Here is a 24,003-nt window from a genome sequence, read left to right on the forward strand (position 1 = left end):
GAGTGCGCGGTCGCCGGCCGGTGCCACCCGGCACCGGCCGACGGCAGACCCGAGTGAAGCAGAAAGTACACACCAGTACACCGCCTGCACGAAGGGGAAGCCATGACAGCGACGACCGACGGAAGCGCCGGGGCCATGGGCCCCCGGACGACCGCGGCCAGCACCACCGACACCACCACGCACGCCCCCGGCAGCCTCGACGAGGCGGCCGCACGGGCGGCGGAACGCTCCATCGCGCACCTGCTCGGCTGCCAGGACGCCGAAGGCTGGTGGAAGGGCGACCTGGAGACCAACGTCACCATGGACGCCGAGGACCTCCTGCTGCGCCAGTTCCTCGGCATCCGGGACGAGGCGACCACCCGCGCCGCCGCCCGGTACATCCGCGGCGAACAGCGCGAGGACGGCACCTGGGCCACCTTCTACGGCGGGCCCGCCGAGCTCTCCACCACCATCGAGGCGTATGTCGCGCTGCGCCTGGCGGGAGACCGGCCCGAGGACCCGCACATGGCCCGCGCCGCCGCCTGGATCCGGGAGCGGGGCGGGATCGCCGGCGCCCGCGTCTTCACCCGGATCTGGCTCGCCCTCTTCGGCTGGTGGAAGTGGGACGACCTGCCCGAGCTGCCGCCCGAGCTGATCTTCCTGCCGAAGTGGTTCCCGCTCAACATCTACGACTTCGGCTGCTGGGCCCGGCAGACCATCGTGCCGCTCACCGTGGTCTCCGCCAAGCGGCCGGTGCGACCCGCACCCTTCCCGCTGGACGAGCTGCACACCGACCCGGCCCGGCCGAACCCGGGGAAACCCCTCGCGCCCGCCGCGAGTTGGGACGGCGCCTTCCAGCGGCTCGACAAGGCGCTGCACGTCTACCACCGGGTCGCCCCGCGCCGGCTCCGCACCGCGGCCATGAACGTCGCCGCCCGCTGGATCGTCGAACGCCAGGAGAACGACGGCTGCTGGGGCGGCATCCAGCCCCCCGCCGTCTACTCGCTGATCGCCCTGCACCTGCTCGGCTACGACCTGGAACACCCGGTCATGCGGGCAGGGCTCGCATCGCTCGACCGGTTCGCCGTCTGGCGCGAGGACGGCTCGCGCATGGTCGAGGCCTGCCAGTCGCCCGTCTGGGACACCTGCCTCGCCACGATCGCCCTCGCCGACGCGGGCGTCCCGGCCGACCACCCGGCGCTTCAGCGGGCCGCCGACTGGATGCTCGGCGAGGAGATCGTCCGCCCCGGCGACTGGACCGTCCGCCGGCCCGGACTGCCCCCGGGCGGCTGGGCGTTCGAGTTCCACAACGACAACTACCCGGACATCGACGACACCGCCGAAGTCATCCTCGCGCTGCGCCGCGTCACGCCCACCGATCCCCACCGGGCCGAGGCGGCCATCGCCCGGGGCACCCGCTGGACCCTCGGCATGCAGTCGAAGAACGGCGCGTGGGCCGCCTTCGACGCCGACAACACCAGCCCCTTCCCCAACCGGCTGCCCTTCTGTGACTTCGGCGAGGTAGTCGACCCGCCCTCGGCCGACGTCACCGCCCATGTCGTCGAGATGCTCGCCCACGAGGGCAAGGCCCACCACCCGCGCACCCGCAGGGGAGTCGAGTGGCTGCTCGCCGAACAGGAGCCGAACGGCGCCTGGTTCGGCCGCTGGGGCGTCAACTACGTCTACGGGACAGGCTCGGTGATCCCCGCGCTCACCGCCGCCGGGGTGCCCCGCTCCCACCCGGCGATCCGCCGGGCCGTCCGCTGGCTGGAGTCCGTACAGAACGAGGACGGCGGCTGGGGCGAGGACCTGCGCTCGTACAAGCCGCAGCCCTGGATCGGGCGCCCCGCCTCGACCGCGTCCCAGACCGCCTGGGCGCTGCTCGCCCTGCTCGCGGCCGAAGGACCGGAGAGCAAGGCGGTGCAACGGGGCGTCGCCTGGCTCGCCGAGACACAGCGGGCCGACGGCTCCTGGGACGAGCCGTACTTCACCGGCACCGGCTTCCCCTGGGACTTCTCCATCAACTACCACCTCTACCGGCAGGTCTTCCCGCTCACGGCCCTCGGCCGCTACCTGAACGGCGAGCCGGCCGTCCCCGGGGAGGACTGATGGGCGCAGAGCCGGGGCCGCCGGCCGGCTCCGCACCGCCGCTGCTGATCGCCTGCGCGCTCGGCATCGAGCAGCTCGCGCTGCGCAGCGGTGACCGGGCCGGCGCGCCCGGCCCCTTCACCGTGGTCCGCACCGGCATGGGCCCGGCCCACGCCCGCCGGGGCGTCTCCCGTGCCCTGGACCGGGAGCCCTGGCGGGACGCCGCCGTCATCGCCTCCGGCTTCTGCGCCGGTCTCGCCCCCGGGATGCACCCCGGAGACCTGATCGTCGCCGACGAGACCCGGGACGAACCGGGCGGTCCCCGTACCGGCCCCGGCACCGTCACGGCCTGCATCGGGACCGAGCTCCTGGTGAAGGCCCTGACCAGGGCGCTGCCCGGGCGCACCGTCCACACCGGCCCCCTGACCGGCTCCGACCATGTCGTCAGGGGCCACGAGCGGGCCGAGCTCGAGGCCACCGGCGCCATCGCCGTCGACATGGAGTCAGCCGCCACGCTCCGTACCGCGCTGGCGGCGGGACCGCGTCCGGTTGCGGCCGTCCGGGTGGTCGTGGACGCTCCAGAACATGAACTGGTCCGGATCGGCACGGTACGCGGGGGAATATCAGCGTTCCGTGTTCTTCGTTCCGTCCTTCCCGCATTCTTCGAATGGCACCGTTCTTTGCTGCTCCCCAGGAGGTGAGCGAGTTATGGCCATGCCGCTCCGTCAGTCCATCCGGGTCGGGACCTACCTCTTCGAACAGAAGCTCCGCAAGCGGGACAAGTTTCCGCTGATCGTCGAGCTGGAGCCGCTGTACGCCTGCAACCTCAAGTGCGAGGGCTGCGGAAAGATCCAGCACCCGGCCGGTGTGCTCAAGCAGCGGATGCCGGTCGCCCAGGCAGTCGGCGCCGTCCTGGAGTCCGGCGCGCCGATGGTCTCCATCGCCGGCGGCGAACCGCTGATGCACCCTCAGATCGACGAGATCGTGCGCCAGTTGGTCGCCAAGAAGAAGTACGTCTTCCTCTGCACCAACGCGATGCTGTTGCGCAAGAAGCTGGAGAAGTTCACCCCCTCCCGGTACTTCGCCTTCGCGGTGCACATCGACGGGCTGCGCGAGCGGCACGACGAGTCCGTCGCCAAGGAAGGCGTCTTCGACGAGGCGGTGGCGGCGATCAAGGAGGCCAAGCGGCGCGGCTTCCGGGTCACCACCAACTCGACCTTCTTCAACACCGACACCCCGCAGACCATCATCGAGGTGCTGAACTACCTCAACGACGACCTCCAGGTCGACGAGATGATGATCTCCCCCGCGTACGCCTACGAGAAGGCGCCCGACCAGGAACACTTCCTCGGCGTCGAGCAGACCCGCGAACTCTTCAAGAAGGCCTTCGCGGGCGGCAACCGGAGCCGGTGGCGGCTCAACCACTCGCCGCTCTTCCTCGACTTCCTGGAGGGCAAGGCGGACTTCCCGTGCACGGCCTGGGCGATCCCCAACTATTCGCTCTTCGGCTGGCAGCGACCCTGCTATCTGATGAGCGACGGCTACGTGCCCACGTACCGGGAGCTGATCGAGGAGACCGACTGGGACAAGTACGGCCGGGGCAAGGACCCGCGCTGCGCCAACTGCATGGCGCACTGCGGCTACGAACCGACCGCCGTCCTCGCCACCATGGGCTCGCTCAAGGAGTCCCTGAGGGCGGCCCGCGAGACGGTCTCCGGCAACCGCGGATGACGTGACGCGTACGGGAGGGCCCGCGAAGGACGACCGGGCGCGGGTCCCCCGTACGGCTCCCTGAGAACCTTCGGGACGCCGGGGCAGTTCCTCGCCCACGCCAGGCGCGCCCAGGCCTCGCCGACCTCGGCCCCACCCCCGGTGGAGATCGCCGGGCGCATCGGCGCCGCACCGACCCGGAAGAAGGGGCGATGAGCACGGAGTTCGACCTCTCGGCGCTGCTCGCCGAACGCGGCGCGGAGCGCTACGAGCTGCACGGCCGCTACCTCAACCACCAGCTCCCGCGCATGCTGCACACGATCGGCTTCGACAAGGTCTACGAACGGGCCGAGGGCGCCCACTTCTGGGACGCCGACGGCGAGGACTACCTCGACATGCTGGCCGGCTTCGGCGTCATGGGCCTCGGGCGGCACCACCCCGTGGTCCGCCGGGCCCTCCACGACGTCCTGGACGCCCAGCTCGCCGACCTCACCCGCTTCGACTGCCAGCCGCTGCCGGGTCTCCTCGCGGAGAAGCTGCTCGCCCACAGCCCGCACCTCGACCGGGTCTTCTTCGGCAACAGCGGGACGGAGGCGGTGGAGACCGCGCTGAAGTTCGCCCGGTACGCCACCGGGAAGCCGAGGATCCTGTACTGCGCGCACGCCTTCCACGGACTGACCACCGGCTCCCTGTCGGTGAACGGGGAGAAGGGGTTCCGGGACGGCTTCGCTCCGCTGCTGCCCGACACGGCCCTCGCGCTCGGGGACCTCGACGCCCTGGAGCGGGAGCTGCGCAAGGGCGACGTGGCGGGCTTCGTCGTCGAGCCGATCCAGGGCAAGGGGGTGCACGCGGCCCCGCCCGGCTTCCTGCGCGCCGCCCAGGAGCTGCTGCACCGGCACGGAGCCCTGCTGATCGCCGACGAGGTGCAGACCGGGCTCGGCAGGACCGGGGACTTCTACGCGTACCAGCACGAGGAGGGGGTCGAGCCCGATCTGCTCTGCGTCGCCAAGGCCCTGTCCGGCGGGTACGTACCGGTGGGGGCGACGCTCGGCAAGGACTGGATCTTCAAGAAGGTCTACTCGTCCATGGACCGCGTCCTCGTCCACTCCGCCAGCTTCGGCTCCAACGCGCAGGCCATGGCCGCCGGGCTCGCCGTGCTCTCGGTGATGGAGAACGAGGGCACGGTGGCGCACGCGCGCCGGATCGGCGAACTGCTCTCCTCGCGTCTGAGGGAGCTCGTGCCGCGCTACGAGCTGCTGCACGAGATCCGTGGGCGTGGACTGATGATCGGCATCGAGTTCGGCCGGCCCTCCTCGCTCGGCCTGCGCAGCCGCTGGACCATGCTGCAGGCGGCCCGCAAGGGGCTCTTCGCGCAGATGGTCGTCGTGCCGTTGCTCCAGCGCCACCGGATCCTGACCCAGGTGTCCGGCGACCACATGGAAGTGATCAAGCTGATTCCGCCGCTGATCATCGACGAGGCGGACGTGGACCGGTTCGTGACCGCGTTCACGGCGGTCATGGATGACGCCCACGGTGGCGGCGGGCTGGTCTGGGACTTCGGGAAGACGCTGGTCAAGCAGGCGGTCGCGCAGCGCTGACGCGAGGGTGGCGCGTTCACACCGGCACTCTTTGCCTCTGGGGCAAGAAGTTTGCCTCAGAGGAAAATTCCTGGCGGAATGGAGGCATGGACCACCTCCCCGGGGAGCGTTCCCCGGACCCTGCCGCAGGCGACGCGACCGCCGTCCTGCCGGACGTCGCCCCGCAGCTGCGGGGCCTGCGCCGGCGCCGCGGGCTGACCCTCGAGGCAGCCGCTCAGCGCGCCGGACTCTCCCCGGCCCATCTCTCCCGGCTCGAGACGGGCCACCGCCAGCCCTCGCTGCCGATGCTGCTGGCCCTGGCCCGTATCTACGGTACGACGGTCTCCGCCCTCCTGGGCGAGGTTCCGGCCGAGCGTGATCCGATCGTCCGGGCCGGCCGGTCCGAACCCGTCGAGGCGGACGGTTGGATCTACCGCCAGGCCGGGGGGCCGGGCCGCGCGCTGCAGGCGCTCCGCGTCCACGTGCCGTACGCCACCCGGGCCGACATCGTGCGGGTCCATCCGGGGGAGGAGTGGCTGCACGTCCTCGACGGCCGGGTGCGCCTCGCGCTCGGCGATGCCGTCCATGTCCTGGAGCCCGGGGACAGCGCGCACTTCGACTCGCTCACGCCGCACCGGATCGGCGCCGCCGGACGGGGCGGGGCCGAGCTGCTCTTCGTCCACACGCTGATGCAGAGCCCCGTCGCCGAGCTGTGCCTCGGCGACGGCGGCGCACCTCATCTGCGCTGACCTTCAGAAAGGACCGATATGTCCAAGAAGCCCGCACCGGTCACCGGCGAGGAGCGCGAGGCCGGCAAGTTCCCCAAGGGCCTGGTCCTCCGGCTCTTCGCCTACCTCGTGGCCGGGCACCTCTTCGCCGGCTTCCTCTATCTGCTCTTCGCCCTCGGCGCGCAGAACCAATGACGCGCCGGGACGGCGGTCACCCCTCGACGACGAGTCGCTCGCGCAGCTTCGCCCGGGTCTCCGGGCTGAGCTTCAGGCCGTCGGTGAAGTAGTTCTCCGCCGTCCCCCAGGTCTGCTCCATCGTCTCGAAGGCGGCCCGCAGGTACTCCACCCGCGCGTCGAACAGCGGGCTGATCAGCTCCATCACCTCGGGCGCCATCGCGTCCGAGGCGTCGGAGGTGCGGCGCACCTTGTAGCGGCGGTGCGGGTCGTTCGACTTCACGTAGTCGGCCTCGATCGCCTCGCGCTCGACGCCCACCGCGAGCAGGGAGATCGCGACGGAGAGGCCGGCCCGGTCCTTTCCGGCCGCGCAGTGCATCAGCGCCGGGACGCTGTCCTCGGCGAGCGCGTGCAGGATGCGGCTGTGCTCCGCCGTCCGCTCGACGATCATCTGCCGGTACGAATCGGACATTCGGGTCGCGGCCTTGCCGTCGCCGAGGATGGCGCGAAGCTGCTCCAGCTCGCCGGAGCGGACGAGCTTCCAGAACTCCTTGCCGTCGGCCGGGTCGTTGAGCGGTATGTTCACGTTCCGTACACCGGGCAGTTCGACGTCCGGACCCTCGATCTTGACATCGGCCTGATTGCGGAAATCGAAGATCGTGTGCAGCCCGAGGGTGGCGAGGAAGGTCGCGTCCTCCTCGGTGGCGTGGGCCAGGTGGCCGCTGCGGAAGAGGCGTCCGAACCGCACCGAACCGCCGTCCACGGTCGGCAGTCCGCCCACGTCCCGGAAGTTGCGGACCCCGGTGAGCTCGGGTTCGGTCGACGGGACCTGGGGCAGCTGCTGCGTCACGAGTGCTCCTGAAGGTAGACGGATCGCGATCGGTTCCTGATCGATTCCTGGGGCAATCATCCCGGGTGTCGGGGTCGGCGCGCACCCCTGGGTGGGGGATTGGGTGTTCTGTCCGAATTGAGCCCTTCGATATAACGCGCCCTGGTTGCAGGGGAGATGGGTTTCGGGGCGTGAGCAGCGTCTCAAAGGTGACGGACCGTGCCTGATCGTCCCCGCTAATTCCCGTACCGGAAAAGGAAATCGATCCCCCGTCATCCACGCAGGGTGACCGGAATTCGGTGCGGATATCACGCCGCGGATTGCGAACGGAAACCAGCGGCTTGTTCGGCTCGACCCCGCTCGTCTAGCGTCACGCTCAATCCGGACGGACCGCCGAATCCTGCCACCGCCCGGAATCAATCCGCACCCATCCACGTACGGCAGGAGCGGGGGACCCAGGTAAGTACGCCGCACCGGTCGAACCGGTCGGCTCGGGGTGAAGTCGCGTGAGAGCGCGGCCGGACATCTCCAGTCCGAACCCGACAGCTCACCTCGTAGGCGACGGAGAGGAATTCGCCATGCCCGCGAAGGGTAAGCATCGCCGTCCCAAGGCCAACCCGATCACGCGCGGATTCGTCGCCGCCGGCACCGGTGGCGCCGTCGTCGCCCTCCCGCTGCTCGGCGCGACCGGCGCCCACGCCGCCGAGAAGGCCGCGCCGGCCCTGACGCCCGCGCAGGCCGTCACCGCCGTCGCCGCCACCCCCGCGAAGGCCCCGGCCGCCCCGGCGACCGCCCCCGCGGCGAAGCCGAAGACGTACTCCGTCGTTCCGGGCGACTACCTGTCGAAGATCGCCGCCGAGCACGACCTCAAGGGTGGCTGGCAGAAGCTCTACGCCGACAACCGCCAGGTCGTCGGCGAGAACCCCTCGCTGATCCTCCCCGGCATGAAGCTCACCCTCGGCGCCAAGTCCACGGCCGCCCCGAAGGCCGCGGCCCCCAAGGCCGCCCCGAAGGCCGCGCCCAAGGCCGAGAAGAAGTCCTCGTCCTCCGACACGAGCGAGTCGCGTGCCTCCCGCTCCTCCGAGCGCACCACAGCCGCCACCACCCAGGGCTCCGCCCCCGCGCAGTCCGCCCCGGCGCAGTCCTCCTCCGGCTGGGTCGCCCCGGTCGGCGGCGGCGTCTCCACCCCGTACCGGGCCTCCGGTTCGATGTGGTCCTCCGGCTACCACACCGGTGTCGACTTCATCGCCTCCTCCGGCACCTCGGTCAAGGCCGTCGGCGCGGGCACCGTCCACTCGGCCGGCTGGAGCGGCGCGTACGGCAACGAGGTAGTCATCCAGCACGCCGACGGCACGTACTCCCAGTACGCCCACCTCTCCTCGCTCTCCGTCTCGGCCGGCCAGACCGTCACGGGCGGCCAGCAGATCGGCCTCTCCGGCTCGACCGGCAACTCCAGCGGCCCGCACCTGCACTTCGAGATCCGCACCGGCCCGAGCTACGGCTCGGACATCGACCCGCTGGCATACCTGCGCCAGCACGGCGTCGGCATCTGACGCTCCGCGTCGCACGCTCCACCCCGCAGGGGCCCGGCACTTCGGTGCGCCGGGCCCCTCCGGCGTATTCCGGCTTGGCGGAATCTTGACCGGTGGCGTATCTCACCCGGCGTCAACCCCTCCTTACGGTCGCGTAGGTCACACCCATAAGGGAAAGATGAACTCCCGTGGCAGACGATTCGAGATCAAGAGACAAGAACGCATTCGGGTCGTACGCGGCGATCGGGGACAGCTTCACCGAGGGCGTCGGAGATCCCGGGCCGGACGGGAAGTACGTCGGATGGGCGGACCGCTTCGCGGTTCTCCTCGCCGACCAATTGCCGGAGCACGACGCGTTCCGTTACGCCAATCTGGCCGTCCGGGGCCGGCTCCTCGACCAGATCGTGGCGGAACAGGTCCCGAGGGCCAGGGAACTCGCCCCCGACCTGGTGAGTTTCTGCGCGGGCGGCAACGACATCATCCGCCCCGGCACCGACCCGGACGACGTCGCCGAGCGCTTCGAGCGCGCCGTCGCCGACCTGACGTCGGCCGTCGGCACGGTGATGGTGACGACCGGCTTCGACACCCGCGACGTACCCGTCCTGCGGCACCTGCGCGGCAAGATCGCCACGTACACCGCCCACGTCCGGGCCATCGCCGACCGCTACGACTGCCCGGTCCTCGACCTGTGGTCGCTCAAGTCCGTCCAGGACAGGCGGGCCTGGGACGACGACCGGCTGCACCTCTCGCCCGAGGGCCACACCCGGGTCGCGCTGCGCGCCGCCCAGGTCCTCGGCATGGACGTGCCGGCCGACCCTGACCAGGCCTGGCCGCCGCTGCCGCCGAGGGGGACCCTGGAGGTCCGCCGCGACGACATCCACTGGGCCAAGGAGTACCTCGTCCCGTGGATCGGGCGCCGCCTGCGCGGCGAGAGCTCGGGCGACGACGTCGCGGCCAAGCGCCCCGACCTCATGCCGGTCGGCGACCTCATGCCCCTCTGACGACTCCGCCGGGCGCGGCCGCGCCGTCGGGTCCGACCACCCCGACCGGCGCGGCCGGGATCCGCTCCAGGACCCCGCCCGCGAACACGTCGTACAGCGGCAGCGTCTCCAGGTGGACGTAGCCGATGTGGCAGTCGCACACGGCGAGCGGGCAGGCGCGCGGGCGCAGGGCGGCACGGAACGAGCCGTCGTACAGATTGCCCAGCTCGGCCTTGACGAAATGGCACCGGCGCACCGTCCCGTCGCCGTCCACGGAGATCACCGACTCCCCGGTCCTGCAGGGCAGCTCGGCCGAGCGGTGCGGACGGCGGCTGTACGGGAAGAGGGGGTCGAGCGCCGTCCAGCGCTCGGCCTCCTCGTCGGTGTACGTGTGGCCCTCCGCCGCGTTCACCCACAGATAGACCTCGCCCGGCAGGTCCGCGCGCAGCCGCACCGCGTGCTCCCGGTGCTCGGCCAGGCCGACGACCCCGACACTGAACCGCGTCCCCCGCGCCGCCAGCTCGTGGCACTTCGCGAGGAAACGGTCGTACGGTGTCTGGCCGGGATGGTACGTGCACCAGAGCGCGAGGGTCCCGGCGTCGGCCTCGGCCAGCCAGTCCGTGCGGCAGCTCAGATTGGTCTGGATCGCCACCCGCTCGATGTGCGGCAGGTGCGACAGCTCGGCGAGGGTCCGCCGGTACCACGACCGGACCAGCCCCTCGCCCCACGGCGTGAACAGGATCCGCAGCCGGTCACCGGTCTGCGCCGCCGCCCACGCGGAGAAGCGCTCGAGGGCGGCCCGGTCGGCCCGCAGCTGCTCACGGCTGTCACGCCGCTTGGCGAACGGGCAGTAGGGACAGTCGTAGTCACAGGAGGCGAGCGGCCCCCGGTACAGGATCGTCAGGTCCACGACCGGTCCCTACTTCGGCTCGTAGGCGGCCATCGCCGCCCGTACGGCCGGGGAGAAGAGCGCCGGGCCCAGCGCGTCCGAGTGCGCGAGCCCCTCGGTGGAGAGCCGAAGGAGTCCGGCGGGCGCCGCCGGGTCCAGCCAGCCCAGCGCCTCGAACCGGCCCAGCTCCTCGAGGAAGTCCGCGAAGGGCGAGGCGCCGAACCGCTCCTCGTACTCGGCGGTGGCCATGCCTCGGGCCTGCAGGAGCGACTGCAGCAGATGGCGTCGGCGCGCCTCGTCCGCGTCGACCCGGCGGCCCACCCGGGCCCGGCCGAAGTCCTCCGTCGCCGTGTAGTCGTCGATGATCGCCCGGATCTCCCGCATCTCGACGGCGTAGTCGAACGAGTAGTGCAGCGCCGAGGTGTACGAGCGGGCCCCGCAGCCGAGACCGATCATGCCGTCGGTCTGGCAGGCGTAGTCGTCCGCGCCCTGCGGCGGGGCGTCGGTGCGCCGGAACATGCGCATCGACACCTGCTCGTATCCCCGGGCGAGCAGGTGGTCCCGGCCGTGGCGGTAGAGCCGCAGCCGCTGCTCGTCCCACTCCCGGTCGGCGGTCGCCGAGAGCCGGCCGAGGCCGGTGAGGGGACGGACGTACAGCGGATAGAGATAGAGCTCCTCAGGCCGCCAGGCGAGGGCGGCGTCGAGCGAGAGGGTCCAGCTGCGCTCGGTCTGTCCCTCGATGCCGTAGATCAGGTCGATGTTGAGGACGGGGACGCCGCTGGCGCGGATCCGGCCCAGCGCCTCCTCGACCTCGGCGCGGCGCTGGGGACGCACGGCGGCCCGGGCCTCCGAAGCCACGAAGCTCTGCACCCCGATGCTGATCCGGGTGGCCCCGCGCTCGGCGAGAACCGTGAGCCGGTCGGCGGTCGCGGTCGACGGGGACGTCTCCACGGAGAGGGGGACGGCGCGCAGGTCCACGCCCATGCGCTGCTCGGCGATGTCGCAGAGCCGCTCCAGCTCGCCGGCGGTGAGGAAGGTGGGCGTGCCGCCGCCGAAGGCCGCCGTGGCGAACCGGACCGGCCCGGCGTCGCCCAGTGCCTCGCGCACGGTGGTCGCCTGGCGGTCGAGGGCGTCGAGGTAGCGGGTCGTCAGTTCGTCGGGGGCGCCGATCCGGGTGAAGAGGTTGCAGAAGCCGCAGCGGACCTCGCAGAACGGTATGTGGGCGTAGAGGGAGAGCGCGTCCTTCGGCTCGTCCCGCCAGAGCGCGGCGAGGTCGGGCGTCGGGTCGGCGAGCGGGCGGTACGCCGTCTTGTGCGGGTAGGCGTAGACGTAACTCTCGTACGGCCGGGGCGACTCGGTCATGCGTGGGCCTCCGCGTCGAGTCCGTCGCGGCCGTCGCGGTCGGGTCCGTCGGGCCCGTCGAGGACGAAGTGGGCGTACGGGACGGTCCACACGACCTCGTGGCCGAGCCGGTGACCGGTGAACCCGTCCTCGCCGTACGCGGTGCCGTGGTCCGAGCAGACGATCGCGAAGCACGGGCGGCGGCTGCTCATGGCGGCGAAGAGGCGGCCGATGTGCCGGTCCACGTACTCCAGGGCCGCCGCGTGCGAGGCGCGGGTGTCGCCGGACTCCCGGGTCGCGCCGGGCAGATGGAACCAGTTGGGCTGATGCAGCGCGGAGACGTTGACGAAGAGGAAGAGCCGTTGCTCGGCGGGGAGCGCGGAGACGATCTCCTCGGCCCTGGTCACCTGGGACGCGAAGGACGTGGGGGAGGCGACGCCGAAGGCCGGCTCCCAGTGGCTCTCGTCGAAGAGCCCCGGCAGCACGGAGCCGAGCGGGCCCTGCCCGTTGAAGAACCCGACCCCGCCCACGCACGCCGTGCGGTACCCCTCCTTGGCGAGCCCGGCGACGAGGTCGGGGGTGTCGTGGACGAACGTGCCGTCGGCGGTGGTCTCGCTGCCCGCGAACCGGGCGGCGAAGAGCCGGGGGTGCGGACCGGGAGTGGCCGGGGTCGGCAGGAATCCGGCGAAGATCGCCTGGTGGGAGGCGTACGTGAAGCTGCCGGGGGCGTGCCGGCGCTCCCAGTGGCCGCCGGGGAGGTGCCGGGCCAGGTTCGGGATGCGGCCCGCGGCGGCGAGTTCGGCGGCCACGTCGTACCGGAGGGTGTCGAGCGTGACCAGGAGGAGGTCGTGGCTGCCCACGATCTCGTTCATGTCGGGTGCGTGCTGCTGGTTCACGTGGTGCTCGTTCCTGTGGTGCCGGTGGTGCGGTTGGTGCCTGTGGTGCAGTTGGTGCGGGGGTTGTCTGTGCGGGTGTCGGCGCCGCGCAGCAGCGCGGCGACCTGGGCGGCGTACGTGTCCATGCCCTCGGCTCCGCTGCCCGGCAGGCCGGTGAGGCCCGGGAGGAGGTCGCCGAAGGCGTTGACCTCGCCGATGGCGAAGCGCCGCCAGCCGACGGCCGGCAGCAGGTCGATCCCGACGCACCGGGTGCCGGGGAAGGCGTCGGCCGCCCGCTCGCACACCTCCAGCGCGTCCGCCCACCGTCCGCCCGCCGCGGAGACGGCCGCGCGCACGGCGCCCAGATCGCCCCGGGCGCCGCCGAGATGGAGGTTGGTCATCGGGGAGCGGCTGGTCCGCACGACGGCGTGGGTGGCGCGCCCGTCGATCACGACCACCCGCAGATCGGCCGCCCGCCCGTGCTGCACGGCCTTGGGCAGCCACCGCTCGATGTGCAGCCCGTCGGGGGCGAGCGCGTCCACGATGGCCGCCACCTCGCGCTCCGACGTGTAGCGCCGCACCCGGAGGGAGTTGAAGAGCCGCCCGTCCGGGGCCCGCTCCACGGAGGTGGTGGCCTGGACGCGTCCGGCGCCGTTCGTCTCCACGGCCAGGACCCCCGAGGCGGACGAGCCGTGCGCGAGCTTCACGAAGACCCGCGGCAGCTCGGCTGCGGCCATGAGGGAGCGCACGTCCACCCAGTCCCGTACGGGCGGGCCGGCCGTACCGGACGTCGGCGATTCCGGCACCGGGACCCCGGCGGCGCGCAGCCGGGCGTGGGCGAGACGCTTGTCGAAGAGCACCGCCGGCTCGGCGGGGTCGTCGACAAGGACGGCCCCCGCGTCGGCGACGGTCCGGGCGAGCCGTGCCGTGGCGGCCGTGAACGCCTCGTACCAGCGGGCCGTTCCCTCGACGCGGGTCGGGTCGTCGGTGCCGCGCAGCAGCCGCTCGACGTCCGGGTCCTCGCCGGGCGACTCCAGCCGGACCGTCTCGCCCGGCCGGAACCGGCCCCCACCCCGCAGGACGTCGAGCCAGGGCTCGACCCGCGCCTCGGGCAACCCGGCCGCCCGCACGGCGTCGCGGAAGTACGCGACCCTGCGGTTGCCCGGATTGCCGACGACGACGAGGCGCGGGTGGGCGCCCGCGAGGGAAGGGGTCATTCGGCGACCGCGACGTACCGGTAGACCTCGCCGTCCCCGTCGTCCTCGGCCTCCTGCGCGTCGCCGACGTCGACCGTCACCCCGTAGGGGGTGAGGGCGTCGACGATCCGCTCGCTCATCTTCTCGCTGAGGTAGTGGTGGGAGAGGTCGAGGCGCGTGAGGTGGGTGAGCGGCTGCCCCACGAGCAGCGCCTCGGCGCCCTCGTCGGTGAGCGTGCCCATCGAGAGGTCGAGGCGGTCGAGCCGGGCGACCACCGGGGCGCCGGCGACGGCGGCGGCGATCTCGTCCTGAAGGACGCTGTTGCGCAACGCGAGGTCGCGCAGGGCGGGGAAGCCCGTGCCGGCGAGCACCGGCGCCAGGTCGTCGAGCGTCGCGTCGCCGCCGTACTCGTCGGTGCCGAGCCAGAGGTCGAGCTTCTCGAGCGCGGGTAGGTCGCTGCCCACGATGCCGCGCACGACGTCGGCCCCCAGACCGCCCGTCTCCACCACGAGCGTCCGCAGCTCGGTGTGGCGGACGGCCGGGAAGGCGAGCGCCGTGCCGCCGCGCACCCCCAGCTCCTTCAGCCGGGGATAGGCGACGAGGAGCGGCGTCACATCGGACTGCTGGATCCAGCTGATCTCGCAGTCCTCGAAGGTCATGTCCCCGAGGAACAGCGCCTCCAGGGAGGTGAGCCGCTCCCTGGCGGCTTCCACGAGTGCGGCGACGATCGGCGCGGACGAGCTGTCGTACGCCTCGTCCCAGCCGCCGACGATCAGCGCGCGGACCCGGCTGCTGTCGACGGCGGCGAGGAACCGGGTGAAGACCTGCTCCCACTGCTCGTCCTCCGGGTCGCAGTACGTCGGGCCGGAGACCCGCCAGGCCACGGAGGCCGGGTCCGGCAGCTCGACGACGGCGTCACGGTCCGGGAACTCGAACACGGGCAGGCCGTGGAACTCCTGCATGTCTCCCGAGATGGTCATGAATGCTCCAGACACCGGACGGCGTTGATCTGCTGATCTGCTGACGCGAGCAGTTGTACCAACCCGCACCGACAACGCGTGGTGCGGGGGCGGTCGCAAGGCCGTTGTCAGTGGCTGCCTCTAGCGTCGAATGCGTGGTCGACACAGCCCGTGCGCACCACGGAGGGGAGAGCCATGTACCGGCAGGGAGACGTGCTGATCGTGCCCGTCGAGGAGACGGCGGTGCCCGCGCACGCCAAGGACGCGGCGGGGGAGCCGAGAGACGCCAGAGGCCGGCTGGTCCTCGCGCTCGGCGAGGTCACCGGCCACGCCCACGCGATCCCGGGGCCCGGACGCCTGGTGCGCGAGCCCGGACCGTTCGGGCCGTTCCTGCTCGAACTGCCCACGGGCGGACGGGTGGTGCACGAGGAGCACGCCCCGATCCCGCTGCCGAAGGGCTGGTACCGCGTGGTGCGCCAGCGGGAGTACACCCCGGGCGCGTACCGGATCGTCGCGGACTGACACGGACAACGACGCGGACAACGACACCGACAGGGGAACGATGAACGAGACAGCGACGACGGTGGACAAGTGGCGGGCCGTCGCGGCGGCGACCGGAGCGGCGGACCGGGCGGCGGCGGAGGCTGGCGTGCGGCTCGCGTACGCCACGGCCGGGCTCGCGGCGCCGGAGCGGATCGTGTGGGCGGCCTCGCCCCGGGCGGCGGTCGCGCTCGTGCGCGAACTGACCGACGCGGGCGCCTCGGTGCGGGAAGAGGTCCGCACCCGGCCCTGGGCGGAGGAGCGCCGCAGGGTCCATGACGAACTCGGCCCCCGGGGCTGGACGGCGCTGTGGTCGAGCACCGGCGCGCCGCTCTGGGACTCCACGAGGGCCCTGGCCGACCGGATACGGGCGGCGGTGGTGGACGAGGCGGGCGGCGGCGGGTCCGACGGCGGCGCCGCGACGGACGGCGCCGCCGAGCACGCCGCCGCCGTGCGGCTCGTGCTGCTCGACGCGGTCCTGGGCCAGCACGACGCGGCCTGGCTCGCGGCCTTCGACGGCCGGGGCGAGCGCCTCGCGGGACTCACGGCGGTCGCCGAGAACGCGGGCTGGTGGTGGCCGTACGAGAAGGTCGCCGTGGTCTGCGAACGGCCCGTCGAGCTGCACCGGGACGAGGCCGGCCGGCTGGACCGGGGCGACGGCCCGGCCCTTGCCTACGGCGACGGTTTCGCCTTGCACGCCTGGCGGGGCATGGCCGTGCCGGCGGAGTTCCTCGCCGGTCTCGGTGGGCTCACCCCGGAGCGCATACGCTCCGAGGACAACGCCGAACTGCGCCGCGTGATGCTGGAGTTCTACGGCTACGAGCGCTATCTCGCCGAGTCGGGCGCGCAGCCGGTGGCCCGGGACGAGACCGGAGTGCTCTGGCGGATCGAGCTCGTGGACGACGAGGACGTGGTCATGGTCGAGGTGGTCAACGCGACGCCCGAGCCGGACGGGACCTTCCGTACGTACTGGCTGAGGGTGCCGCCCCGGACGCGGACCGCCCGCGAGGGTGTCGCCTGGACCTTCGGGCTCGCGGAGGCGGCGTACGAGCCGCTCGTCCAGACCTGAGCGGTCGGGGACGCGTGGTGGCCGGGGCGCGCCCGGGTGCGGGTGCGGCCTACGCCGGCGGCGGGGGTGCCGGCGCGTCCAGCGACGGCAGCCCGAGTTCCCGGGCCAGGGCCGCGTCGGCCCACTCCAGCATGGCGGCGCGCGAGAGCGACCCGGCATACGACGTCATCTGCACCGCAAGACCGTCCAGGAAGGCCGTCAGCCGCCAGGCGGCGGCCGCCGGATCGGCGCACGGGAACTCGCCGGCCGCCGCGCCCTCCGCGATCACGCGGGTCAGGGCCGACTTCCACTGTTGGTCGAGCGCCCCGGCGACCTCGCGGAGCGCCGGCTCCCGAAGGCAGGCCGCCCAGCCCTCGATCCAGAGCCGCCAGCCCTTGGCCTGCCCGGTCGGCGCGTACCACCGGACGGCCGCCCGGAGGCGGCGCAGGGCGGTGGTCCGGCGTCCCAGCAGCCGGCGCAGATGCGCGAGATCGGCCTCGGCGGCGTACGCGAACGCCTCCGCGACGAGCTTCTCCTTGGTCGAGAAGTGGTAGAGCACGAGCGCGTTGCTGACCCCGAGGGCGCTGGCGACATCGGCGATCCGGACGGCCGCCACACCCCGCTCCTCGATCTGCGTGACGGCGGCGCGGAGCAGCTCGTCCCGCCGTTCCGCCACGCTCAACCGCACTCTCGTCACGCCGGTCAGCCTACACAGACCATGCCAAGGGCATGATCGTCTTTCTGGCTGGTCGGGACGGTTCCGCTGGGTTCGACCTGCTTTGGATCAGTACCAGCCGTACCTCTCCGCGATCTCCGGCAGCCGCTCCTCGACCAGCGCGTGGGCCGCGGCGCGCGGCGTGGAGCCGTCCGCCTCCGCCCGGTCGAGCATCCGGCCGACGAGGGCGCGCATGGCCGTGCGGATGTGGGCGAAGGCCTCGTCCGGGTCGGCGCCGATGTCGCCGAAGAGGGTCCACCACCACCAGGCGTTGGTGGCGGAGTTCACCACGACGTCCGGCAGGACCGTGATTCCGCGCGCGGCGAGAAGTGCCTCCGCGTCGGGGAGGACGGGCATGTTGGCCGCCTCGACGATCCAGCGTGCGGTGATCCCCGACTGGTTCCGGGTGTCGATCGCGTACGAGACGGCGGCCGGGACGAGCACCTCCGCGTCGACCCCGAGCCAGGCGTCGCCGGGCTCCTCCCGGTCCCCGGACCGCAGCGCGGCGCGGTCCACGGTGCCGTGCGCGTCGCGCGCGGCGAGGAGTGCCTCGACGTCGAGCCCGTCCGGGTTGGCCATCGTGCCCCGTACGTCCGCCACCGCCACGACCGTGAGCCCGGCCCTGGCCAGGAAACGTGCGGTGGCGCCGCCCATGGTCCCGAAGCCCTGCACGGAGACCCGCGTACCGGCGTACGGCCTGCCCGCCCGCTCCATGGCCACCAGGACCGACTCGGCGACCCCGCAGCCACCCGCGAGCTCGTCGAGGCCGATCCCGTCCACCTCGGCCGCGAACGCGTCCGCGAGCCTGCGCCGAGCCCGCGCCTCGTCGTCCAGGAGCGGGTAGACGGCCTGGATCGAGGAGACGAGTCCCGCCTCGGCCGCCGCCCTGTCGACCACGTCCTGGGTCAGGCCGAGGTCCTCACCGGTGGTCCAGAAGCATTCGACGTAGGGGCGCATCGCCCGCAGATAACGGACCAGGACGCCGTACGCCTCGGGCGAGCGGGGATCGCAGTCGATGCCGCCCTTGGCGCCGCCCAGGGGGACGTACCGGCTCTTCGGGTCGTAGTGCAGGGCTTCCTTCATGGTCATCCCGCGCGCGAGCCCGGCCACCTCCGCCGCTGTGCAGCCCGCCCGCATGCGCAGCCCGCCGCTGCACACACCCCGTACCAGCCGGTCGATCACCAGATGCCCCTGCCGGCCGGTGACAGGGTCCGACCAGGTCAGTGAGATCAGCGGGGCGGTGGTCATGGGCGATCTCCGAGGGTGCGGCGAGGATGTTGGTGGGACTGCGGTGGGAGTGCTGGTGAGGCAGGGGGCGCTACTGAATGAGCGTTCAGTATCGCGCATACTCCGGCCGGGAACGGCGCGGGCCGACCATAATGGAACGACCCCGACCATCAGGAGGTCCCGTGACCGGCACCGGCTCCGACCATTCGCTGCGGGCCAGGCTGCGCGCCCTGCGCCCCGAGGCCTTCGGCGCCGATCCCGAGGGGGAGCGCCTCGAGCGCATCCGCCGTTCGCCGAACTTCGCGGACGGCGTCTTCCAGAACCCCGTGGCAGCCCGGCACAGGCCGTCCGGCTCCACCGCCGAGTTCGCGAAGATCTACTTCCAGAAGGAGGCCCGGGCGCGCCGGGCCCCCACCGGCACCATCCCCGTGCACGCCACCACCGTGGCCGACCTCGCCAAGCCCCCGGTCTCGGGCCTCCGGATCACCTGGATGGGGCACTCCAGCGTCCTCGCGGAGATCGACGGCCACCGGGTCCTCTTCGACCCGGTCTGGGGCGACCGCTGCTCGCCCTTCGCCTTCGCCGGCCCCAAGCGGCTGCACCCGGTGCCGCTGCCGCTCGCCGCGCTCGGCCCGGTCGACGTCGTCGTGATCTCCCACGACCACTACGACCACCTCGACCTGCCCACGATCAAGGCGCTGGCCGGCACGGACACCGTGTTCGCGGTCCCGCTCGGCGTCGGTGCCCACCTGGAGCGCTGGGGAGTGCCGGCCTCCCGGCTGCGCGAGCTCGACTGGAACGAGTCCACCGAGATCGGCGACCTGCGCCTGACCGCGACCCCCGCCCGCCACTTCTGCGGCCGGGGCCTGCGCAACACCCAGCACACCCTCTGGGCGTCCTGGGTCGTCGCCGGCCCCGAGCACCGGGTCTACCACAGCGGCGACACCGGTTACTTCCCGGGCTTCGCGGAGATCGGCGCCGCGCACGGCCCCTTCGACGCGACCATGATCCAGATCGGCGCGTACAGCGAGTACTGGCCGGACATCCACATGACCCCCGCCGAGGGCGTCCAGGCCCACCTGGACCTCCAGGGTGGCCGCCCGCACGGCGTGCTCCTGCCGATCCACTGGGGCACCTTCAACCTGGCCTTCCACCCCTGGGCGGAGCCGGGGGAGTGGACGGGTGAGGCCGCCGAGGACGTGGGCCAGGCCGTGGCCGCCCCCCGCCCCGGCGAGCCGTTCGAGCCCGCCGGCCCCCTCCCGACCGCCCCGTGGTGGCGTCCGGTCTCCCACCCCATCGCGCACCCGTGGCGCCGTCCCCCAGCGGTCGAAGCTCCTGCCGAGGCCCCCGGGCGCGATCTCGATCTCGCAGGTGATCGGTGACGGCGAAGCCGGCCGGCGTGCGTCCGGCGCGGGAGGACGGAGGGTGTGTCCGTCCTACGGCGGTGTAGGGGAGGAGGCGGGCGGGGGCGCGAGGTCGGTTCCGTACGCGACGACGATCTGCGCGCCGGGTATGACCACGAAACGCGCGGGGTGGTGGAACCTGCCCTTCCCGGGCTGGGTCACCGCGAGCGGCCACTGGAGTACGAGGTCGCCCTCACCGAGACGCTCGTGCTCGCCGTCCAGACTCAGGAGCTTTCCCTCCCAGAGCCGCCCGTCCGTCAACTGGACGGCAAGCCAGAGGGAGTGTCCCGGCGCGGTGAGTTCGACGGCTCTGCGCATCGGGGAGTACGGGGTGTGCCGGGCCGTCGTACCGCGGTGCCGGGCCAGGGCCAGTCCGCCCGCTGCCGCGCAGACCACGCCCACCGCCAGCGCGAGGGCGCCGGAGGAGATGGCCTGCCAGGGGTGGCTGCTCAGGTACGGGGTGCCCGTGAGCAGTCCTTCGAGCGGCAGCAGAGCCGACCAGTGCCGGGCCAGCAGCAGAGCCGTCAACGCCCCTGCGGCACTGCCCACGGCTCCCACGCAGACCAGGTCCACGAGTTCCAGCAGAGGGCTTCGCCGACGCCGGGGCAGACGCGCCTCGACGATACGGACGTAGACGTATCCGGGTGCGGCTGAGAAAAGCAGGACGACGAGCGCGACAAAAGTGGTCGGCATCTCCGCTGGCACCTGGCCCCTCTGTCGTACGTCGTCGGCTCGTCAGTTCGTCCCGTTGGGGGAGGCGCCGCCGTTTCCGGCAGCCTGCCCGTCGCCGCCCTGTTGCGGCTGCCGCAGGAGCTGCGCGTCAGGCGTGGCGAACGGATCCGGGAGCCCGGCAGGGCCTGGATCCTCCTCGGTCGGCATGTCGACCCCCCTCGGGTCGCTCCCCGTGTCGTCGCTCAACTCGATCTGATGCACCAGGTCCTGGAGGTCCTCGTGGGCTTCGAGAAGTTCCCCGAGTTGCTCGTCGAAGTCATGGTCGTCCACGTCGGTCGACCTGTCGTAGAACTCGGCCAGCGCGGCTCGGGTCGACTCGGCCAGGTGTTGCCAGCCGGAGCTTCGGGCCGCTGCCCGGACTCGCGCGTCGGCGAAGGTCCGCGGAGGGCCGGGAGAGAACGGACCGGGAACATCGGAACGGCTGGTTCGCACAGGTGCTGACACCTCCGGAGGAGCTGGGGCACGGCCGACTGGCCATCCTGCCAGCGACAGCTGTCGAGTTGACCGCCTTTTCCATGTTTTCGGGGGCACAAATCGTTCATCACACGTAACGTGGAAGGCGAGAACGCGACTGGATCCGACTGTCCGGAGGCCTCACCAGGCGCGATGCCCGGGCAGAGGAGCGCGATTGGTCGGGGACGGTTTACCCGGTGAGTACCAGGACTTCGCCATACGCCTCGAGCAGACACGGAGCGAGGCGGGCAAGGTCTGGTTCGACGTCTGCACGCAGCGAGTTCGGGTGTCGGTGTCTATCTCGCTCGCCGCAGCCCAGCAGCTCGGCAGGGATTTCCTCCACCGTGGGTCCAGGGACGACGGTCTGGCGTTCGACATTGGGACGAAGCTGCTTCCCAAATCCGTGGGGGACCTCTTCCGCCGCGCCCTCGCCGGTACCGCGAACGACGGGCCCGGGGTCCGGTTGTGCATCGAGACGGACAGCCCCGAACTGGCCGCGGTTCCCTGGGAGATCACGTGCGTCCGTACCGGGGGCCGGGGCGCGGTCGAGGAAAGGGAGTACCTGTTCCTCCTGCCGCGGGTCTCCGTCGTACGCCGGCCCCTCGTCCAGGTCGGAAGGGCGCCGGTGGACCGGCCTGCCGGGGCGGTGCTCCTGAGTACCGCCCTTGATCTGTCCGACCCGCAAGGACATTTCGGCCTGCCGGTCCGGGACCCGGACCCTCTGGGGCACCGCTCCGTGGGAAAGCTCAAGGATGCGGGCAGAAGGCTTGCGGATCTGGGACTGGAGGTCATGCCTCCCAGGGATCCGATCAGCGCTGACGAGCTACGCGCCGAACTCGGCTCACCCACCTCGGTGTTCTGCTTCGGTGGTCACGGGACCCCGGAGGGGATCGTGCTGGCCGGGCACAAGGGCCGGGAGGCCCCGACTCTGATGCCCGCGGGGGAACTCGCCGAACTGCTCCGGGAAGCGGGCGTGCAGGTCGCCGTACTCGTCGCCTGCCACACGGCCACCGAGCCGGCGGCGGGCTCCCCGGCCGCGGCAGAGGGCTGGGCGAGTGTCGCCGCGACCCTCGTGAAGGGCGGAGTGCCGTGGGTCATCGGCATGCGAGGGCTGGTCACGGAGAACACCGCGGCCGAACTCACTCGGGAGTTCGTGCACGGGCTCGCTGAGCACGGCTCCGTCGACAACGCGCTCGCGTGGGCCCGGCGCAGGGTGCCGTCGGGTGCGTGGCTCCCCGTGCTGTACACCTCCGGCAAGGAGCCGGCGGTCGTGGTCCGGCGACGACCGTCGGAACACGAGGCGGGTCCGCGCGCGCTCAAGGCGTTCCCGGTCGTGCCGGAAGCTCCGGGCAGCGCTGAGCGACTCACGTGCGACAGCGGTCCGTGCCGTCTCGATGTGCTGTGGGGGCTCGACCGGGGACCGTTCCGCGGGGTGCTGGCCGACCGCTCAGGAGCAGATCTCCTCGGTGAACTCAGGAGTCTGGAGGAAGGAGCGCTGTGGAGGGCGACCCGGCGGTCCGATGACCGGCCCGCCCTGGGGCAGAGGACGAAGGCGGACGCTCTGTTGCCGAGGCGGGGGTGGTACGAGGTGTGGTGCGAGGACGTCGAGACACCTCGGTCGCTGGAGGCGCTCAGGGCCAGGGTGACGCACAGCCATGGTTGGACGACTCGTCTCGCGTGGGATCCGCCTGGTTCCGCGATGGGGTTCGTGGTGCGCTGCGCGGTGCCGGTTCACGGCCCGGACACCGAGAAGCGGCAGGGACTCGCCGCCGGCCACCTGCGCCGGGCGGCCGAACTGGCGGAAGCGATCGGTTCGCTGCTGCCCGGCGCCGCGCTGATCGTCCAACTGGGCCCGCAGGGCGAGGAAGCCTTGCGGGAGAACGAGGAGACGGCCCTGCTGAGTGCCGCTGAAGCGGCGGGTCGGCTGCTGCCCCCTCGTGACGACGGCTCGGGCATCGCGCCGGCGGTGATGACCCGCGTGCGGTGGGGGGACGCCGCGTGGCAGGAGCCCTCTGAGCCGGCGCGAGAGGTCGGCGGTGTCGTCCAGGAGTCCCAGGAGTCCGTCGGCGACGAGGCATCCGCACTGCTGCTGGGCTACGGCCGTGAACACGGACGACGGAGCGAGGCCGAGCAGCGACGGGAGAAGGCCCGGCACCTCCTCGAGAAGGCCGCCGCGATGACTCCCAGTCCCCTGCACGACCTGCGGTTCCTCGCCAGGTTGTTCAGGACGGACACCCGTCCTGACGTAGAGGCGCGGATCAGCCTTCTGGCCCGGTCGACGGACGACGACACGCGTCACGCGTCCCTGGCCGCCGCGGCCACCAGGGAGGAACACCTGGCCGTCTGGCTGGAGGCCGCGGAAGGGCTTCCCACGTCCGCGGGGCCACCCACCGAGGGCATCCGTCCGATCGACCCCGGTCGGCTGCCGCCCGACCTGTTCCCCGAACCGGTCGTGACCTGTGTGGCACTCGGCCTCCTCCGACGCGGGGGCGACCCCGCGCGTGCCGTGCCGTCGGCGGACTGGGACGAGCTGGTCCACCCGGACCTGGGCCAGGTCCTCAGCTACCTGAGGTTCGCCCCTGAAGGACCGGACACGGACGCCCGCAGTAGGGCCGACCGGGAGTTCCTGCTCGGCCTCGGCACCTACACCGCCGCGGCGACCGCTCTGCGATCCGGGGTCGGCCGGTCCGTACCGATCGATGACCTGGCTCCCGGAGGACGGCTCTCTCCGGCCGGCTGGGCCGCCCTCACGTCGCGCCCGCTGGACGCGACGTCGGTCCGACTGCTCAGCGAGGAACCCGCGGAGTGGATGCGGCGGGCCGTCGGCTTCCACCCGGAACGGTCCGAAGCGGACGGCCATATGCTCCGTTCCGCCGAGGGACTGCGCCGTGCGCTCCTCACCCCGCACCCTCCCTTCGCACCCGGCGCCTGACCGGTCCTCGGCGGTCAGAGGACCGGACACGGCCCTTGCCCGCGCTCACCCCACGTGCACCCTTCCAGTCCGCCCCTCCGTCGCAGCCCCGTACCG

Annotated in this window: 22 protein-coding genes and 1 riboswitch; of the genes, 12 read left to right on the forward strand and 10 right to left on the reverse strand. The window is 72.3% G+C overall.

Features of this window, described 5'->3' with window-relative positions:
- Positions 1-102: 102 nt before the first annotated feature.
- The 6 genes from shc (at position 103) to ACF09C_RS07140 (ending at position 6,277) form a co-directional block, all read left to right on the forward strand.
- The gene (gene shc, locus ACF09C_RS07115; RefSeq protein WP_392089624.1) at positions 103-2,088 is read left to right on the forward strand and encodes a squalene--hopene cyclase; all 1,986 of its coding nucleotides are present in this window, start codon (positions 103-105) and stop codon (positions 2,086-2,088) included.
- Complete coding sequence (locus ACF09C_RS07120; RefSeq protein ID WP_392089626.1) at positions 2,088-2,768, forward strand: 1-hydroxy-2-methyl-2-butenyl 4-diphosphate reductase; 681 nt, start codon at positions 2,088-2,090, stop codon at positions 2,766-2,768. Before shc ends, ACF09C_RS07120 begins: the two co-directional genes overlap by 1 nt.
- A gap of 7 nt (positions 2,769-2,775) precedes the next feature.
- Positions 2,776-3,798: an adenosyl-hopene transferase HpnH gene (hpnH, locus tag ACF09C_RS07125; protein WP_392089629.1), complete on the forward strand. Its 1,023-nt coding sequence runs from the start codon at positions 2,776-2,778 to the stop codon at positions 3,796-3,798.
- A 191-nt stretch (positions 3,799-3,989) separates the two neighbouring features.
- On the forward strand, positions 3,990-5,375 hold the full coding sequence (locus ACF09C_RS07130) for an aspartate aminotransferase family protein (RefSeq protein WP_392089631.1): 1,386 nt from the start codon (positions 3,990-3,992) through the stop codon (positions 5,373-5,375).
- Between the two features lie 86 nt (positions 5,376-5,461).
- Complete coding sequence (locus tag ACF09C_RS07135; protein ID WP_392089633.1) at positions 5,462-6,103, forward strand: helix-turn-helix domain-containing protein; 642 nt, start codon at positions 5,462-5,464, stop codon at positions 6,101-6,103.
- A gap of 18 nt (positions 6,104-6,121) precedes the next feature.
- The gene (locus tag ACF09C_RS07140) at positions 6,122-6,277 is read left to right on the forward strand and encodes a DUF6126 family protein (protein WP_392089635.1); all 156 of its coding nucleotides are present in this window, start codon (positions 6,122-6,124) and stop codon (positions 6,275-6,277) included.
- Between the two features lie 16 nt (positions 6,278-6,293).
- On the opposite strand, the gene ACF09C_RS07145 is transcribed toward ACF09C_RS07140, so the two are convergent.
- On the reverse strand, positions 6,294-7,106 hold the full coding sequence (locus tag ACF09C_RS07145; protein ID WP_392089637.1) for a tyrosine-protein phosphatase: 813 nt from the start codon (positions 7,104-7,106) through the stop codon (positions 6,294-6,296).
- Positions 7,107-7,499: 393 nt separating this feature from the next.
- A riboswitch (cyclic di-AMP (ydaO/yuaA leader) is annotated at positions 7,500-7,659 on the forward strand.
- Positions 7,660-7,663: 4 nt separating this feature from the next.
- On the opposite strand from ACF09C_RS07145, the gene ACF09C_RS07150 reads away from it, so the two are divergent.
- Positions 7,664-8,638, forward strand: a complete 975-nt coding sequence (locus ACF09C_RS07150) for a LysM peptidoglycan-binding domain-containing M23 family metallopeptidase (protein WP_392089639.1) — start codon at positions 7,664-7,666, stop codon at positions 8,636-8,638.
- A 167-nt stretch (positions 8,639-8,805) separates the two neighbouring features.
- Complete coding sequence (locus ACF09C_RS07155; RefSeq protein ID WP_392089641.1) at positions 8,806-9,618, forward strand: SGNH/GDSL hydrolase family protein; 813 nt, start codon at positions 8,806-8,808, stop codon at positions 9,616-9,618.
- Here the strand turns inward: ACF09C_RS07155 and ACF09C_RS07160 are convergent.
- From ACF09C_RS07160 to ACF09C_RS07180, 5 genes are read right to left on the reverse strand one after another with little or no spacing between them, the layout of a single operon-like run.
- Entirely contained in the window at positions 9,605-10,507 is a 903-nt protein-coding gene (locus ACF09C_RS07160; protein WP_392089643.1) for an STM4011 family radical SAM protein, read from the reverse strand. The genes ACF09C_RS07155 and ACF09C_RS07160 overlap by 14 nt on opposite strands.
- 9 nt (positions 10,508-10,516) lie before the next feature.
- Positions 10,517-11,848 (reverse strand): STM4012 family radical SAM protein, encoded by a 1,332-nt coding sequence (locus ACF09C_RS07165; protein ID WP_392089645.1) that lies wholly within the window; start codon positions 11,846-11,848, stop codon positions 10,517-10,519.
- Positions 11,845-12,699 carry an STM4013/SEN3800 family hydrolase gene (locus ACF09C_RS07170; protein WP_392090281.1) on the reverse strand — a complete coding sequence of 285 codons (855 nt, stop codon included), beginning with the start codon at positions 12,697-12,699 and terminating at the stop codon, positions 11,845-11,847. The genes ACF09C_RS07165 and ACF09C_RS07170 overlap by 4 nt, the downstream gene beginning before the upstream one ends.
- A gap of 20 nt (positions 12,700-12,719) precedes the next feature.
- Positions 12,720-13,919, reverse strand: coding sequence for an STM4014 family protein (locus tag ACF09C_RS07175; RefSeq protein ID WP_392089648.1), 1,200 nt, complete (start codon positions 13,917-13,919; stop codon positions 12,720-12,722).
- Complete coding sequence (locus tag ACF09C_RS07180) at positions 13,916-14,878, reverse strand: STM4015 family protein (RefSeq protein ID WP_392089650.1); 963 nt, start codon at positions 14,876-14,878, stop codon at positions 13,916-13,918. The genes ACF09C_RS07175 and ACF09C_RS07180 overlap by 4 nt, the downstream gene beginning before the upstream one ends.
- A 174-nt stretch (positions 14,879-15,052) precedes the next feature.
- Between ACF09C_RS07180 and ACF09C_RS07185 the strand changes: the two genes are divergently transcribed.
- Positions 15,053-15,379: a hypothetical protein gene (locus tag ACF09C_RS07185; protein WP_362409552.1), complete on the forward strand. Its 327-nt coding sequence runs from the start codon at positions 15,053-15,055 to the stop codon at positions 15,377-15,379.
- Between the two features lie 40 nt (positions 15,380-15,419).
- The gene (locus ACF09C_RS07190) at positions 15,420-16,466 is read left to right on the forward strand and encodes a DUF6745 domain-containing protein (RefSeq protein WP_392089651.1); all 1,047 of its coding nucleotides are present in this window, start codon (positions 15,420-15,422) and stop codon (positions 16,464-16,466) included.
- Between the two features lie 49 nt (positions 16,467-16,515).
- On the opposite strand, the gene ACF09C_RS07195 is transcribed toward ACF09C_RS07190, so the two are convergent.
- Both ACF09C_RS07195 and ACF09C_RS07200 read right to left on the reverse strand, forming a co-directional pair.
- Entirely contained in the window at positions 16,516-17,142 is a 627-nt protein-coding gene (locus ACF09C_RS07195) for a TetR/AcrR family transcriptional regulator (RefSeq protein WP_392089653.1), read from the reverse strand.
- Positions 17,143-17,229: 87 nt separating this feature from the next.
- Positions 17,230-18,408, reverse strand: coding sequence for a Glu/Leu/Phe/Val dehydrogenase dimerization domain-containing protein (locus ACF09C_RS07200; protein WP_392089655.1), 1,179 nt, complete (start codon positions 18,406-18,408; stop codon positions 17,230-17,232).
- 131 nt (positions 18,409-18,539) lie between these two features.
- On the opposite strand from ACF09C_RS07200, the gene ACF09C_RS07205 reads away from it, so the two are divergent.
- Positions 18,540-19,769 (forward strand): MBL fold metallo-hydrolase, encoded by a 1,230-nt coding sequence (locus tag ACF09C_RS07205; protein WP_392089658.1) that lies wholly within the window; start codon positions 18,540-18,542, stop codon positions 19,767-19,769.
- A 54-nt stretch (positions 19,770-19,823) separates the two neighbouring features.
- On the opposite strand, the gene ACF09C_RS07210 is transcribed toward ACF09C_RS07205, so the two are convergent.
- Both ACF09C_RS07210 and ACF09C_RS07215 read right to left on the reverse strand, forming a co-directional pair.
- Entirely contained in the window at positions 19,824-20,483 is a 660-nt protein-coding gene (locus ACF09C_RS07210) for a DUF6338 family protein (protein WP_392089660.1), read from the reverse strand.
- A 42-nt stretch (positions 20,484-20,525) separates the two neighbouring features.
- Complete coding sequence (locus ACF09C_RS07215) at positions 20,526-20,954, reverse strand: hypothetical protein (protein WP_392089663.1); 429 nt, start codon at positions 20,952-20,954, stop codon at positions 20,526-20,528.
- A gap of 424 nt (positions 20,955-21,378) precedes the next feature.
- Here ACF09C_RS07215 and ACF09C_RS07220 point away from each other — a divergent pair, with 424 nt between their 5' ends.
- Entirely contained in the window at positions 21,379-23,907 is a 2,529-nt protein-coding gene (locus ACF09C_RS07220; protein WP_392089665.1) for a CHAT domain-containing protein, read from the forward strand.
- Positions 23,908-24,003: the final 96 nt, after the last annotated feature.

This window comes from Streptomyces sp. NPDC014870 (assembly GCF_043081505.1).
GTDB lineage: Bacteria > Actinomycetota > Actinomycetes > Streptomycetales > Streptomycetaceae > Streptomyces.